Source organism: Lachnoanaerobaculum gingivalis (assembly GCF_003862475.1).
In the GTDB taxonomy this organism is placed as follows: Bacteria; Bacillota; Clostridia; order Lachnospirales; family Lachnospiraceae; genus Lachnoanaerobaculum; species Lachnoanaerobaculum gingivalis.
In genome coordinates this window covers 682,074-698,415 of record NZ_RRCO01000001.1, presented here as the reverse complement: position 1 = coordinate 698,415, position 16,342 = coordinate 682,074, and the positions used below count along the sequence as shown (strand labels likewise).

General features: G+C 36.4%; 11 protein-coding genes. 10 read left to right on the top strand and 1 reads right to left on the bottom strand.

Going from position 1 to position 16,342, the window contains the following annotated elements:
- The first annotated feature begins 1 nt into the window (after position 1).
- The 6 genes from EHV10_RS03195 to prfB all read left to right on the top strand — a co-directional run bounded on the left by EHV10_RS03195 (position 2) and on the right by prfB (position 9,804).
- Positions 2-2,284, top strand: coding sequence for a sensor histidine kinase (locus EHV10_RS03195; RefSeq protein ID WP_128673589.1), 2,283 nt, complete (start codon positions 2-4; stop codon positions 2,282-2,284).
- A 151-nt stretch (positions 2,285-2,435) separates the two neighbouring features.
- Entirely contained in the window at positions 2,436-4,247 is a 1,812-nt protein-coding gene (gene ftsH, locus EHV10_RS03190) for an ATP-dependent zinc metalloprotease FtsH (protein ID WP_128673380.1), read from the top strand.
- A gap of 210 nt (positions 4,248-4,457) precedes the next feature.
- Positions 4,458-5,087 carry a TetR/AcrR family transcriptional regulator gene (locus tag EHV10_RS03185; RefSeq protein ID WP_128673379.1) on the top strand — a complete coding sequence of 210 codons (630 nt, stop codon included), beginning with the start codon at positions 4,458-4,460 and terminating at the stop codon, positions 5,085-5,087.
- A gap of 2 nt (positions 5,088-5,089) precedes the next feature.
- Positions 5,090-6,826 carry an ABC transporter ATP-binding protein gene (locus EHV10_RS03180; RefSeq protein WP_128673378.1) on the top strand — a complete coding sequence of 579 codons (1,737 nt, stop codon included), beginning with the start codon at positions 5,090-5,092 and terminating at the stop codon, positions 6,824-6,826.
- Between the two features lie 9 nt (positions 6,827-6,835).
- A complete protein-coding gene (locus EHV10_RS03175) occupies positions 6,836-8,572 on the top strand; it encodes an ABC transporter ATP-binding protein (protein ID WP_128673377.1) in 1,737 nt (578 codons plus the stop codon).
- A 97-nt stretch (positions 8,573-8,669) separates the two neighbouring features.
- Positions 8,670-9,804 (top strand): peptide chain release factor 2 gene (gene prfB, locus EHV10_RS03170; RefSeq protein WP_128673376.1). Its coding sequence is split into 2 segments (ribosomal slippage): positions 8,670-8,744 and positions 8,746-9,804, totalling 1,134 coding nucleotides; the frame shifts between segments, so codons are not numbered across the junction.
- A 50-nt stretch (positions 9,805-9,854) separates the two neighbouring features.
- On the opposite strand, the gene EHV10_RS03165 is transcribed toward prfB, so the two are convergent.
- The gene (locus tag EHV10_RS03165) at positions 9,855-10,385 is read right to left on the bottom strand and encodes a hypothetical protein (RefSeq protein WP_128673375.1); all 531 of its coding nucleotides are present in this window, start codon (positions 10,383-10,385) and stop codon (positions 9,855-9,857) included.
- 248 nt (positions 10,386-10,633) lie between these two features.
- Here EHV10_RS03165 and EHV10_RS03160 point away from each other — a divergent pair, with 248 nt between their 5' ends.
- The 4 genes from EHV10_RS03160 (at position 10,634) to EHV10_RS03145 (ending at position 16,341) form a co-directional block, all read left to right on the top strand.
- Positions 10,634-11,701 carry an ABC transporter substrate-binding protein gene (locus tag EHV10_RS03160; protein ID WP_128673374.1) on the top strand — a complete coding sequence of 356 codons (1,068 nt, stop codon included), beginning with the start codon at positions 10,634-10,636 and terminating at the stop codon, positions 11,699-11,701.
- Between the two features lie 135 nt (positions 11,702-11,836).
- Entirely contained in the window at positions 11,837-12,958 is a 1,122-nt protein-coding gene (locus EHV10_RS03155) for an ABC transporter ATP-binding protein (RefSeq protein ID WP_128673373.1), read from the top strand.
- Positions 12,948-14,603 carry an ABC transporter permease gene (locus tag EHV10_RS03150; RefSeq protein ID WP_128673372.1) on the top strand — a complete coding sequence of 552 codons (1,656 nt, stop codon included), beginning with the start codon at positions 12,948-12,950 and terminating at the stop codon, positions 14,601-14,603. Before EHV10_RS03155 ends, EHV10_RS03150 begins: the two co-directional genes overlap by 11 nt.
- A gap of 34 nt (positions 14,604-14,637) precedes the next feature.
- On the top strand, positions 14,638-16,341 hold the full coding sequence (locus EHV10_RS03145) for a sensor histidine kinase (protein ID WP_128673371.1): 1,704 nt from the start codon (positions 14,638-14,640) through the stop codon (positions 16,339-16,341).
- Position 16,342: the final 1 nt, after the last annotated feature.

The window sequence follows — 16,342 nt, the reverse complement described above, 5'->3', positions numbered from 1 at the left end:
TATGGATAAGAATACATTTTTATCAAAAAGCAGGATGAAAGTATGGGTAACCATATTACATATAGCGGCTTTCATAGTTTTTGTTATAGGTATTTCAATTATTTATTGTAATGAAAATTTCAATAGGGGTCTGCTGTGGATAAATGCGGAGAAGTATGATGACTCTCCTGCATTCAGAACACAGTTTGACTCCGATATTTCATTGCTTTTTTCATATGCAAATTTAAAGAATATCTTTGAAACGGACGGGAAATTTGACATAAATAAAGATATATTCGGTTTGAATATGGGTCCAAGCAATGATGTGGATTTTACTGTAGGTGCAATAATAGAGTATGCCAAGCGACATGGATTTTATATAGATGAGCATTTTCAGGTCAGTATTGTAGACCAAAGTCTGGTAAATCAGATAGAAGATACATCATATTTTGTTAATTACAGAATATATGCGGATACTTCAGGTCTTGTTGAACCCGGTGATGCATATATAAGTATGAAGACTATTATAACAGAGAGTCTTGTTTTGCTTTCAAAATATTACAATGCCTATGAAAGATTTATTCTTACCCCTTCAAATTTCAGGTACAGACTTGAGTATGGTGATGTTGTATACACAAATGACAGAACACTTAATATTAAAAGTGTTTATGAATACGGAAAGTACGCCATAACGTCTTCACAGGGAATGATGGTGGAAACGAACTTGAGTGAGATACCCAAAGAGTTGTCTTATCAGGCGGAAAAACTTACAGATAAACTGCCTAAGCCTTATAAAGTATATATCGCCGTGAATACCTTATATACCGCTACAGATACATATGCTTTAGCCAATGTGGATTATTTGAGGCAGAGGAGAGCATATTCTATAGGATTGGTATCTGCTACGGTAGGGCTTATTTTGATGGCTTTAAGTATGGCTTATCTTCTTGTTTTCAGCGGTCACAGTGAGGGTAGAAAGGGCATAAAAATAAATAAGCTTTTTGATATTATACCGGTTGAAGTAAAAATACTGTTACTGACCTTCGGAATAGTTTTAGTTTTTGCCGCAAACAATTTTATAGGACAGAAAGTATTACATATTTATATAGAAAAAAAATATTGGAATTTTGCAAATCAGATGCTGAATTACGCTTCTGTTTATATTGTTGCATTACCCATCGTATTCTCAATTGTAAGAGAGTATAAGGCCGGACTTTTATGGAAAAACTCATACACAAAAGTGATTAAGGAAAGTTTTTCCGTATATATGTTAAAAAGAAGCTTTAAGAAAAAATGGGGATCAAACTTTCTTGCTTTGATGCTTGTGGATTTTATTGCGGTTACATTTTTCCTTGTAACAACAATAAATGAAAAGAGACTTCTTGGAAGATTGATGATATTCATCTGCTTTATTATATTTTTAGTTGTAAATTTTATTATATTTAATAAGATTTACAAGACGGCTATAGCTTTTGACAGTATTGCCGAAGCTATAAAAGAGATTGCAAGCGGAGATACAAGATACAGACTCAATGAGGACGAGTTTGCCGGAAGAGAGGCAAGTGTTGTAAAGGATCTCAATAATATAAGTAAGGGATTCCAGGGGGCTATCAACGATCAGGTAAAGAGTGAAAGATTAAAAGCCGATTTGATAACCAATGTGTCACATGATATTAAAACACCGCTCACTTCTATCATAAATTACGTCGATCTTATAAAGAGAGAAAAACCTGAAAATGCCAAAATACAGGAATATCTGGACATACTTTCAGTTAAATCACAGCATTTGAAAAATCTGACTGAAGATTTGGTGGAGGCAAGTAAGGTCTCAAGCGGAAATATATCGGTAGATTTAAGAGATATTGATTTGGTAGAGATGATAAACCAGACAAACGGAGAGTTTGAAGAAAAGTTCAGTGAAAAAGGACTGTCTATTATTTCAAATACTCCTTCAGGTGGAGTGATGATAAAGGCCGACGGAAGACATCTTTGGAGAGTTTTGGAAAATCTTTATAATAACGCTTTCAAGTATGCGGCTAAGAATTCAAGAATTTATATTGATATTATTTCAGATAATACCGGAGCAACATTCGTTATAAAAAACATATCTGAAAATCCGCTAAATATAAGACCTGATGAGCTTACAGAAAGATTTGTAAGAGGTGATGTATCAAGAACCACTGAAGGCAGCGGACTTGGGCTTTCTATAGCAAAGTCTTTGACAATACTACAAGGCGGAAAGTTTGATATAATTATAGATGGTGATCTTTTCAAAGTTCAAATAAAATTTGAAAAAGTAGCATAAAGATTGGTATATGGTTAGATTGTATACAATCTAATCATATATTTACGTTGACATTTAGCACTCAAGGTGATATAGTGCTAACAACAACCCCTTAAAACCGGTTGGATAAAAGTAAACAAGGTTGATTACATTATCAAAAAAAGGAGGTAATATGATAGATGATCCCAAAAACAGAAGGCCGTTTTTGTATTATTATTTTATAGTCTTGATAATAATGACGGCAATAAACTTTATGGTACTTCCGTTTATAAAGGAAGGGCAGATAAAGCAGGTAGACTATGGTACATTTATGACCATGACTGAGAATAAAGAGATTTCGAAAGTTGATATACAGACAAATCAAATTCTTTTTACAGGAACCAATGATAAGACGGTATATAAGACGGGACTTATGAATGATCCGGGACTTACAGACAGACTGCATAATGCAGGAGTACAGTTTTCAAGTGAAATAGTCAGAAAAGATTCACCTTTTGTGGATGCGCTTTTGAGCTGGATTATTCCGCTGGCATTATTCTATTTTCTTTGGAACAGAATTTCAAAAAGAATGTTTGATAAAAACAGTGCAAACTCTTTGATGTTTGGGAATATGGGCAAATCCGGTGCCAAAGTATATGTTAAGTCTTCAGAAGGAATTAAATTTGGAGATGTGGCAGGTGAGGATGAAGCTAAGGAAAATCTTACCGAGATAGTGGATTACCTACATGATCCGAGTAAATACAAGGATATAGGTGCTTCAATGCCAAAGGGCATACTTCTTGTAGGACCTCCGGGAACAGGTAAGACAATGCTTGCAAAGGCTGTAGCAGGTGAAGCAAATGTTCCTTTTTTCTCAATGTCAGGTTCTGAGTTTGTTGAGATGTTTGTAGGTATGGGTGCTTCAAAGGTAAGAGACCTTTTCAAACAGGCAAAGGAAAAAGCACCATGTATCGTTTTTATTGATGAGATAGACGCTATAGGTAAGAAAAGAGACGGTCAGATAGGCGGAAATGATGAGAGAGAACAGACTCTCAACCAGCTTTTAACAGAGATGGACGGCTTTGAGGGAAATTCAGGTGTTATGATTTTGGCGGCTACCAACAGACCTGACGCACTTGACCCGGCGCTTACAAGACCGGGCAGGTTTGACAGAAGAGTACCTGTGGAACTTCCTGATTTAAAGGGTAGAGAGGAAATACTCAAAGTTCATGCTAAGAAGATAAAGATTGCAGATGATGTTGACTTTAAGCTGATTGCAAGAATGGCTTCAGGTGCCTCGGGTGCGGAGCTTGCAAACATTATAAATGAGGCTGCGCTTAGGGCGGTTAGAGATAACAGAAAGTTTGTAAATCAGTCGGATCTTGAAGAAAGTATTGAGGTGGTTATTGCAGGCTATCAAAAGAAAAATTCCATATTGACTGATGCCGAGAAGTGGAGAGTGTCATACCATGAAGTAGGACATGCACTTGTAGCCGCAAAGCAGACAAATTCGGCACCGGTTACAAAGATAACCATTATTCCAAGAACTTCAGGAGCACTTGGATATACTATGCAGGTGGATGAGGGCAATCATTATCTGATGACAAAATCGGAACTTGAAAATAAAATAGCCACGCTTACCGGTGGAAGAGCGGCAGAGGAAGTGGTGTTCGGTGATGTTTCCACCGGAGCTTCAAATGATATAGAGCAGGCTACCAAACTTGCAAGAGCTATGATTACCAGATACGGAATGAGTAAGGACTTTGATATGGTTGCGCTGGAGACTGTTAACAATAGGTACCTTGGAGGTGATACTTCTTTGGCGGCTTCGGCGGAAACTGCGGCTATAATAGATAGGCAGGTGGTGGCATTAGTAAAGGAACAGCATGAGAAAGCTGCTCAGATACTTATGGAAAACAGGGAAAAGCTGGAAGAAATAGCACATTTCCTGTATGAGAAGGAAACTATTACAGGTGATGAGTTTATGGAGATATTAAACAGATAATATATGGAAAATCAAAAGAGATTTGATTTGTCTAAAAATACTTTGTATTAGACAGTTTATGAATAAAGAGAGGTATGGCTGAAAAGTCATATCTCTTTTTTGTTGATTGCTATAAAAACCTACATTAATTTTAAAAATGTGGCTTATTTTTAGTTCACATTTTTCTGTAACAGCGTTATAATAACAGTGTTATAAGAAATGGAGAGGCTTATGAAAGATACAGATATTGAATTAAAAATACTTGAAATTGCAAAAAAAGAGTTTATGGAGCAGGGATATATGAATGCTTCCATGAGGGTTATTGCTGAAAAATCAGGATGTACTACGGGAATGCTTTATAGCAGATTTGCCGATAAGAATAAGATTTTCAGTATTCTGGTAAAAGAGGGGGCGGATAAACTTCTAAACGGCTTTAAAAATAAGCTGGATTTGTTCGGAAATTCCACCCCTAAAGAACAGATATCCTCCATGCATAGTTTTTCGGAGCAGGGAATGGAGGAAATAATGGACATAATATATGAATACTTTGACAGCTTTAAGCTGATAGTATGTTATGGGTTCGGTTCAAGTTATGAACATTATGTAGACAATCTTGTAGATATGGAGGTGGAAAGCAGCATTAAATTTATGGATGTGCTTAGGGAAGAGGGCTACATTGTCCGAAATATAAGAGTGGATTTGTGTCATATGCTGGCAAGCTCTTTATTAAACGGAATCTTTGAGACCGTTGCACATGATTTTGGCAAGGATGATGCCATAGAATATGTAAACAGTCTGCAGGATTTTTATGCAGCCGGTTGGGACAGATTACTTGGATTAAAATATGATAAGGAGAATTGAGTATGAAGAAAAGATATGATTTTACATGGTTAAAAAATATCATTAAACAAAAGAGGGGATGGTATATTATATCTGTAAGTGCGGCAATACTTGGAGTATTTTTTGCGATGGCACCTTATTTTATAATAGGCAATATAATGGTAAATCTCTTGGAGGGAGTAAAGGATTATTCCATATATCTTAATTTATGCCTGGTTATAATGATTGCCTGGCTTTCTAGAATATTATTTCATAATATATCAACATTTATTTCGCATAAAATAACTTTTGAAATGCTTGCCGATATAAGAAAAAATCTCTGTGAAAAACTTTATAAACTTCCCTTGGGCTATGTAAAGGATATTCCTTCAGGCTCACTAAAAAATATCATAGTTGAAAGAGTTGACAGCATGGAAATTACCCTCGCACATATGATACCTGAGCTTACAGCCAATATTTTAGGACCTGTATGTATAGTGATTTATTTGTTTTTTCTGGATTGGAGAATGGCATTGGCATCCCTTATAACTGTTCCCGTGGGTATAATTGCCTATATGGGAATGTTTAAAAATATGGATGAAAGATATAATAATACTATAGTAAAAACAAAGGTGCTAAATGATACCGCAGTGGAATATATCAACGGTATCGAGGTAATAAAGGTATTTGGAAAAGCGCAGAGTTCCTACGATAAATTTGTGCTGGCTGCCAAGGAGGGAGCGGATTGCTTTATAGAATGGATGAGGGAATGTATCCGGTATTCGGCTACGGCAATGTCTTTGCTGCCTGCAACCTTGGTAGGAATTTTGCCGATAGGAGTATATCTTTATAATAAGGGAAGTCTTTTAGGTTCGGTATTTGTACTTATTATCATACTGTCTTTTGGAATCGTAGCACCACTTATTACATGTTCGGCTTTTGCCGAGGATCTTGCCAAGGTAGGCACTATTATGTCTGAAATCAGCAGTGTGATGGAAGAAAAAGATATGGAAAGGCCTAAAAATTTCGAACGCAAGTTAGTGAATGCTAATGTAGAGCTTAGGGCTGTTCGCTTCGGCTATCATAAAAAAGAAGTTTTGCATGGTATCGATATGAAAATAGATGACGGAAATGTTGTGGCACTTGTAGGTCCAAGCGGAAGCGGAAAGTCTACAATAGCAAAGCTTATAGCGGGTCTGTGGGATACCGGAGAGGGAAATATTTTAATAGGTGGAGTAAATACAAAGGAAATACCCTTAGATGTGCAAAACAAATTTATAGCCTATGTATCACAGGACAATTATTTATTTGATTTGAGTATAAGAGAGAATATAAGGCTTGGAAATCCGAAAGCAAGTGATAAAGAGGTGGAAGAGATTGCTAAAAAAAGCGGATGTCATGATTTTATAATGAATCTGAGTGACGGATATGAAACTGTTGTAGGAGGTGCCGGAGGACATCTATCAGGTGGTGAAAGGCAGAGAATTTCCATAGCAAGGGCGATGTTAAAGGATGCAAAGCTTATAATCCTGGATGAAGCTACCGCATATACCGATCCTGAAAATGAGGCATTGATACAATCAGCTGTGGCAAAGCTGTCACAGAATAAAACAATGATTGTGATAGCTCACAGATTAAGTACTATAAAGGATGTGGATAAAATATATGTGATAAATGACGGAAAAGTGGAAGCTGCAAATACTCATGAAGAATTATTAAAGAGCAGTAAACTTTACAAAGATATGTGGGAAGCACATATAGAAGTAAAAGACAGGGCATAGGAGAAGAGTATGATAGAAGTATTAAAAAAGTTTTTTGATTTTTGCGGAAATGTAAATAAAAAGAAATTTTATATATCTATAGTGCTGGGAGTAATGATGGCTTTCCTTGAGGCTTTGCGTATACCTGCAACCTATGTGGTGATAAAGGCGATAGTAGGGGGAAGTGTAAATACAAATACAGGCTATATAAGTTTGGGGATTTTACTTATAAGTATAGTTTTTACCATAATAGTAAAAGCAAAAACCACAATGTTGCAGACAGAGGCCGGATATGGTACCTGTGCAAATAAGCGTATAGAGATTGCGGAACATATGAGATATATTCCTATGGGGTATTTTAATGAAAACAGTCTGGGATATATTACCTCAGTTACTACAAATACAATGGAGGCTTTGGCGGATGTTGCGACCAAGGTAGTTATGATGACCACTCAAGGACTTCTTACAACTTTACTTATAATCTGCATGATGTTTACCTTTGATTATCGTCTTGCTCTTATAGCCGTTACCGGTTTACTTATATTTTTGGCTACAAACAGATATCTGCAGTACAGAGCACTAAGTGTATCTGAAAGCAAGGACAATGCGGACAGAACTATGGTTTCCTCAGTGTTGGAGTATGTGCAGGGTATGTCTGAGATAAAATCATATTCACTGTATGGAGGAGAAAATAAAAAATTGACAGAGGCTATAGAAAATGCCTCAAATGTAAACTTTCAAATGGAAAAAAGGCTGCTTCCGTTTATGGCATTGCAGATAATTATTACAAAGGCTACAGGTGTATGTCTGGTGGCGGTTTCCATATATTTTTATATAAATAACAGCATGAGTCTTGAAGACTGTATTATGATGCTTATATGTGCCTTTATGATGTATTCGGCACTTGACAGTGCCGGAAGTTTCTCGGCTCTTATAAGAAGTGTAAATATAGCTATAGAAAAGGCTAATTCCATCTTAAAAATAAATCCTATGGATATAAACGGAGATGATATAGTTCCTGAAAACTGTAATATAGATTTGGAAGATGTTGATTTTTCATACGATAAAAGAAAGATTATAAATAATATATCTTTGCATATAGAGGAGGGAACCACTACTGCGATAGTAGGACCTAGCGGAAGCGGAAAGACCACATTATGTAGGCTTATGGCAAGATTTTGGGATGTCAACAGCGGAAGTATAAAGCTTGGAGGCAAGGATGTGCGTGATTACAGTATGGACTCTCTGATGAAAAACTTCAGCTTTGTTTTTCAAAGTGTTTATCTGTTTGAGGACACTGTTGCAAATAATATAAGGTTCGGAAATCCGGATGCAAGTATGGATGAGGTAATAAAAGTGGCAAAGAAGGCATGTTGCCATGATTTTATAATGAAGCTTGATAAGGGTTATGACACTGTGATAGGAGAGGGAGGAGCCTCTCTTTCAGGTGGAGAAAAGCAAAGAATTTCAATAGCCAGAGCTATGATGAAATCGGCGCCTATTATAATACTTGATGAAGCCACCGCAAATGTAGACCCGGAGAATGAGAAGGAACTTGTGCAGGCTATAGAGGAACTTACCAGAAAAAAGACGGTAATAATGATAGCCCACAGATTAAAGACCGTCAGAAATGCGGATAAGATAGTGGTTATAGATAAGGGCAAAATAGTACAGGAAGGAAAGCATGAAGAGCTGATAAAGCAGGAAGGAATCTACAAAACATTTATAAATGCCAGAGAATTGGCGGTAAGCTGGAAGATAGCGTAGCAGATGGAAGCTCCCTGTTTACAGAATCCCCAAACTTTAATATAATGTCGTTGATATTCATTTGGATATTTAGAAAATAATGAAAGTGGGTGAGCAAATGGTAGAATTAGACGGTTTTAAAACCACACTACAATCCTACGAAAAAATATTGCTGGAAGTGAGGGATTCACTTTGACTTGGACAGTAAGGAAAAAAAGATAATTGAGCTTGATCGTGCTATGGAAGAGCCTACATTTTGGGATGATCCGAAGGAGAGTACCAAGATAGTAAGAGAGGCAAAACAGCTCAAAGATACTGTCGAAAAATATAATAAGTTAAAGTCTGAATACGAAGATATCGGAGTCCTTATAGAGATGGGCTATGAGGAAAATGATGAGAGCCTTATACCTGAGATAGAAGGTATGCTTGAAGCCTTTACAAAAGAGATAGACGAACTGAAGATAGCTACACTTCTTACAGGTGAATATGACTCTTCAAATGCCATCATGAAACTTAATGCAGGTGCAGGCGGAACCGAGTCCTGTGACTGGTGTTCAATGCTTTATAGAATGTATACAAGATGGGCCGCCGGGGAAGGCTACAGTGTAGAAGTTCTTGATATGCTTGAAGGTGATGAGGCAGGTATAAAGTCTGTAACATTACAGATAAACGGTTTAAATGCCTACGGTTATCTTAGAAGTGAGCATGGTGTGCACAGACTTGTGCGTATCTCGCCTTTTAATGCGGCAGGAAAGCGTCAGACATCATTTGTGTCCTGTGACATTATGCCTGATATAGAGGAAGACCTTGACGTGGATATCAACCCGGATGATTTGAGAATAGATACTTATCGTTCATCAGGTGCCGGAGGTCAGCATATCAACAAGACTTCTTCAGCTATAAGAATCACACATATCCCTACAGGTGTGGTAGTACAGTGCCAGAATGAAAGAAGCCAGTTCCAAAACAAGGACAAGGCTATGCAGATGCTTAAAGCAAAGCTCTTTATGCTAAAGCAGCAGGCAAATGTCGAGAAGCTTTCGGATATCAGAGGTGATGTAAAGGATATAGGCTGGGGAAATCAGATTCGTTCCTATGTAATGCAGCCATATACAATGGTAAAGGATCACAGAACCGGAGCGGAAAGCGGAAATGTAAGTGCCGTAATGGACGGAGATATTGATAAGTTTATTATTGCATATCTTACATGGCAGAGTCTCGGTTGCCCTGCAAGAAATGCGGGCGATGAATAATGTAGAAAATAAAGAAACCGACTGTGAAAAAAAGTTTTCACGGTCGGTTTTTAATATTGCATTTTTAGAGATTCACTCAATAAAAACATACTGTTGAGATAATGCTTATATTGCGGCCCTTTTTTATTAAAATCATCTTCGTTTATTCCTCTATAAACATAAATTGCAGTTTCAAAAAAAGACGAATTGGACATAAAGTAATCTTTATCCGGTATATAAATCAATATAATCTTAGGAGAATCTCCGATTTTTACAAATCTCTCATAAAAATCCTTATAAAAGTGGGAAGTTGACAAATTTTGTGGAAGTTGCCAAATATCATTAGTAGGAATATTCAGATTGTTTTCGTGGGTATTATAATTAATCAATGATATGGCTGACTCTGCTGTCATCCTGTCAAGTTCACTATATAATACTTTAGTCAGACCATAATCTTTGGAAAGAAGTAAGATCATATCATCAAGTGATTTCTTCGGCATAATAATATCATCTTTATAAAAATTATAGACTGACGGTAAAAAACTGATATCTGTAGTAGATATTTCTCCGATAGTTCGATAATTACAAATGTATTGATCCATAAAGTTCTCCTTACTTTTAATCAAAATCACCCCTTTGCAGCTTTTTAATATTGTATCTAATTTGAGTACGGGATATTTCAAGATACTTATATCATATTCTTCTCTCATTTTCATCACCTAAATTCCTTAATAAGTTATTCTTTTTATCTTGTTCAGAATTTTGGATATATCGACTTATTATTGGGTTTATTTTACTATTTTATACAGATATAATCACTATATAAGTTTTGCGTAATGGAGGAATATTTATGAAAAAGCAAGTAATTGCAATATCTTTGGCAGCTATGACTGCTTTTAGTCTTATGGCTTGTTCAGGTCAAAAGAGTGAGGGAACTGCAAGTTCCGATGCTAAGGTTGAAAGCAAGGATACAAAGGACGGTGATCTTAAAGAAACAGGAAAGCTTGTTATATACAGTCCTTTGACCGAGTCTATGATCGACGAGATGATCACAAAGTTTGAAGAGGAAACCGGAATAGAGGCGGAGTGCCTTGCAATGGGAACAGGAGATGCTCTTAAAAGAATCGAGACAGAGGCTGATAACCCACAGGCTGATGTACTGTGGTCGGGAACAATCGGTACAGTAAAGAATAAGAGTGAGTATTTTGCAGATTACAAATGTGCAAATGAAGATGCATTCTATGATGAGTACAAGAATAAAGAGGGCAATCTTACAAGATTTGATACAATACCTTCTGTAATCATGGTAAACACAGATTTGATAGGAGATATAAAGGTTGAAGGCTATGAGGATTTATTAAATCCTGAGCTTAAGGGAAAGATAGCTTTTGCAGAACCGTCAGCGTCATCTTCATCATTTGAGCACCTTGTTAATATGTTGTATGCTATGGGTAACGGTGATCCTGATAAGGGATGGGACTATGTAGATAAGCTTGTAGACCAGCTGGACGGAAAGCTTCTTGGAGGTTCATCAGCAGTTTATAAGGGAGTAGCGGACGGTGAGTATACGGTAGGACTTACATTTGAGCAGGGTGCTGCACAGTATGTAGGAGCAGGTTCGCCTGTAAAAGTGGTATACATGAATGAAGGTGTTATCTTTAGAGGAGACGGTGCATATATAATAAAGAACTGTGCCAATGAGAGAAGTGCTCAGATCTTCCTTGACTGGTTGACAAGTAAAGAGACACAGGAATTTATGAATAATACACAGTATCGTAGAAGTATCAGAAAAGACGTTGAAGCAGGCGATGCTATGAAGCCTATGAGTGAAATCAAGGTTATCACTGACGACGAGACCAATACAGCTGAGCATAAGTCCGAGTGGTTGGATAAGTTCAAAGAAATATTTACAAAATAAATTATGGAAAAGCTGCTGCATAATACAGGACAGTACAAGTAAAAGCTAAAGAGACTTAGATATAGCTTGTAAGAGTTGTGTTGGCGGCAGCTCTTTCTTTAACCGGAAAGAATAACTATATATCAGGAGAAAAAGATGAGCGTTAGTATAAATGTAAAAGATGTTGTAAAAAAATATGGTGATATAACAATAATACCGGATCTGTCCACCACTATAAAAAACGGAGAGTTTTTTACACTGCTTGGACCTTCAGGCTGCGGAAAGACAACATTACTGAGAATGATAGCGGGATTTAACTCAATAGAGGGCGGTACAATAGCATTTGATGATAAAATTATAAATGATACGCCGGCACAAAACAGAAATATAGGAATGGTTTTTCAAAGTTATGCGATCTTCCCGCATCTTACAGTAAGACAGAATGTAGAGTACGGGCTTAAGATAAGAAAAGTACCTAAGGCAGAGATGAAACAAAGAGTGGATGAGATACTCAAGATAGTAAAGATAGAAGAGTATCAGGACAGGCTGCCTGAGAGGTTGTCAGGCGGACAGCAACAAAGAGTTGCACTTGCAAGAGCGATTGTTATACATCCGCAGGTACTTTTAATGGATGAGCCGCTCTCAAATCTTGATGCAAAGCTTAGAATAGAAATGAGAAGTGCCATAAGAGATGTACAAAAGCAGATAGGAATAACTACAGTATATGTAACTCATGATCAGGAAGAGGCGCTTGCGATATCGGACAGAATAGCTGTAATGAAAGACGGTATTATCAGACAGATAGGCAGTCCGCAGGATATCTATGCCAGACCTTATGATGCATTTGTTTCAACATTTATCGGACATTCAAATCTTTTCCACGGAACTCTAAAGAGTGCGGATGGAGGCTACAAAGTAGTATTTAATGACGGATACAGTATATTTATGGACAATATATCAAGTGAAGCCAAGGATGGAGAAGAAGTAGTAATATCTGTAAGACCTGAGGAGTTTTCTATTTCTGAAACCGGAATTGATTGTAAGATTCTAAGCAGAGTTTTCCTTGGAAAATATACCAACTATTTCCTTGAGTTTGCACCCGGTATGGTACTTGATGATCAGCCAAGTATTGAATACTCTCAAGACCTCGGTCAGGCGGACAGAATATTTGATGAGGAAGAAAGTATAAAACTGCTTCCGAACAAGAAGAAGATCAATATATTTACAAAGGATATGGAAAAGAGTCTTATAAAGGATGTGGTAAAGTATGCTGAGTAAGAAGATTAAATTAGATTTTTGGAATATAGTTACGATATTAATAATTATAGTTTTTGCGATTTTCCTTATTTATCCTTTACTAAGCCTGTTCTTAGACGGTTTTAAAGACAGTAAAAGCGGTGTATGGTCTTTGATGAACTATATTCAGTTCTTCTCAAAGAAATATTATACAAGTGCACTTGTAAATTCTTTTAAACTTACAATTAGTGTAACTGTAATAGCTGTTTTGATAGGAGTTCCCTTAGCATATTTTATGTCTTTTTATAAGATAAAGGGAAAGGGTATCTTGGAGGTATTGTTTATTATATCAATGATGAGCCCGAACTTTATCGGTGCGTATTCATGGATACTTTTGCTTGGAAGAAACGGAAGTGTTACAAAGTTTTTGGAAAAATCACTTGGAATAAGTATGCCCTCAATATACGGATTTGCCGGAATGCTTTTGGTATTTTCACTTAAACTATATCCGTTTATCTATATCTATGTATCGGGTGCATTAAAAAAGATAGACGTAGCACTTTCAGAGGCTGCAGAGAGCCTGGGTTGCGGTGGACTTAAAAAGGTATTTACGGTTATTATGCCTCTTATAACCCCAACACTTGTTGCGGCGGCACTTTTGGTTTTTATGAACTGTATGGCGGATTTTGGAACACCGGCTCTTATAGGTGAGGGATACAGAGTTATGCCTACTCTTGTTTATTCGGAGTTCGTAGGTGAGTCGGGAGGATCTGCAAACTTTGCGGCTTGTATGGCCACCATAATGATAATTATAACCGCCTTGGTGTTCTTCTTACAAAAGTGGTATATAAATACAAAATCATTTACAATGAGCTCAATAAGACCTATACAGCCGAAGGAGCCGAAGGGAATCTTTAAAGTACTTATTTATGTGTACATATATCTACTTGCCGGTCTTTCTATAATTCCGCAGGCTATGGTGGTATATACATCATTTAAGGCAACAAAGATGCAGGTGTTTGTGGACGGCTTTTCATTGGGAAGTTACAAAAAAGTTGCTGATAAGGCATTGGCGGCAGTAACAAATACATATTTATTCTGCTTTTTTGCAATTGTAATCATTATAACTTTGGGAATGTTGATAGCATATCTTACAGTCAGAAGAAGAAGTGTTCTCACATCAGCTATAGACAGTATAGCAATGTTCCCGTATATAGTACCGGGATCTGTTCTGGGTATAACTCTTTTGATAGCATTTAATCATCAGCCTTTGATGCTTGCAGGTACGGCATTTATAATAATTATATCTTTGGTGATAAGAAGATTGGCATATACATTACGCTCAAGCTCTGCTATACTCTATCAGATAAGCCCAAGTATGGAAGAGGCCGCTGTAAGTCTTGGAGATACTCCTGCAAAATCCTTTGTAAAGGTTACAGCAAAGATGATGCTTCCGGGAGTGGCATCAGGCGCTATTTTGAGTTGGATAACAATAATAAATGAGTTGAGTTCTTCAGTTATGTTATATACTTCAAAGACCAAGACAATGTCTGTAGCCATTTATAATGAAGTAATAAGAGCAAGCTACGGACCGGCGGCGGCTCTTGCAAGTATATTGACATTGACAACGGTAATATCACTTCTGGTATTCTTCAAAGTATCCGGAAGCAAGGATGTTACAATGTAATAAAATATAATATGGAATATAAAGGGTGTAAGCTATGAATAAAAAGATAAGTTTTAAAGAAGAGTTGAAAAGAAGTCTTATAGTTCATGCGCTTACACCCTGTTTTATTTTATGCATAATATGCGTACTTGGATTTATTTTAATTGCATTTGTAAATATCTATAGGAATAATAATATATATGCTCTAAATTCAAAAGAAAAGCTTGAGTTTGTTTTAAACAGATACATTGAAAACACAAATTATGTTGCAAATGAGATTGATATAGAGCTTTTTAAAAACAACAAGCAATACAAAGTTGAGATAATTGAAGGTGTATATAACTTCATAAATCAAAAGGATATAAAGGCACAATTTTATATTTTCGATAAAAAGTTAGATATGTTATTCAGTACGGAAAGAAGTGACAATAAAAAGGACCTTATAAAATATCAGATAGCCGGAAGTAAATCAAACTTTTGGGAAGAGGGCTCCGGTATAATATATATTTACGGTGGTAACGGAACAGAAAATTCTCCAACATCATCATATCTTATAGTAAAGCCTATTGTGAGAGACAATGAATTTGTAGGACTTTGTACATATGAGCTGGAGCTTAAAAATCTTGACGCTATTTTTAACAATACAAATAGTACAGTTTTGCTTGTAAATAAATTTCATAGAGTGATATTCAGTAATTCAAAGCGTTTTGTCGATGATAGGAATAAGATTATTAAAAATTTCAGAGATAGAAGAGGTCTGATCTTTAATGATGGAGAACTAATCTATATTTCAAGGAATAGGGTTGATTATGCAGATACATGGATATATGTGATTACAGATTGCAGCACTTATCTTAATATAAGCATAATAATGCTGCTGTTGATAATTGCTGTAGCAATTATAATGGCGGCAGCAATTTCTTCGAGTGCAGGTAAGTTCTCGGCAAAAAAGACCGCCATAATATATCAGCTTATAGATGCTCTAAAGCAGGTGGAGGATGGAAAGCTTGATATAAATTTGAATATAGAATCCGATGATGAGTTTAAATCTATAGGACATTCTTTTAATATGATGCTTGGGAGTATAAGACATCTTATAGAAAGGCATGATAAAATGGCTCTGGAAAATAATATGGCAATAGTTCAAATGATGGAGTCGCAGTTCAACCCACATTTTTTGTTCAATACACTTGAGTCTATAAGATATCTGGTAAAATTCAATCCGAAGGTCGCCGACAAGACTGTCGTAAACTTGTCAAAGCTTTTAAGATATAGTATCCAAAACACAGTTGATACGGTCAGATTTAAGGAAGAGTTTGATTTTGTCAAAAGATATATAGAAATCATGAAGGTGAGATTCGGGGAAAGGCTTGAGTTTAATGACAATATTCCGGATGAAGTCAAGGTGGTAAGCGTACCGAAGATGATAATTCAGCCCATTGTGGAGAATGCCGTTAAATATGGATTTGGAGAAGATGTGGAAGTACTGAATGTTGAAATATCAGCTTATACAGAATCCGGAAAAGTATATATAACAGTAAGAGATGATGGAGTGGGTATAGAGAGGGAACTTTTAAAAGAGTTGGTTGTAAATTTGAAGGAGAAGTATAACCTTTCAGATCATATAGGACTTTATAATGTACATAAGAGAATAGAACTTCTATACGGTACTGAATACGGAGTTGAAATAAACAGTGAAATGAATAAAGGTACCGAAGTTGTTTTGGTATTACCTCAAATTTTCAGACAGGGAGAATGAG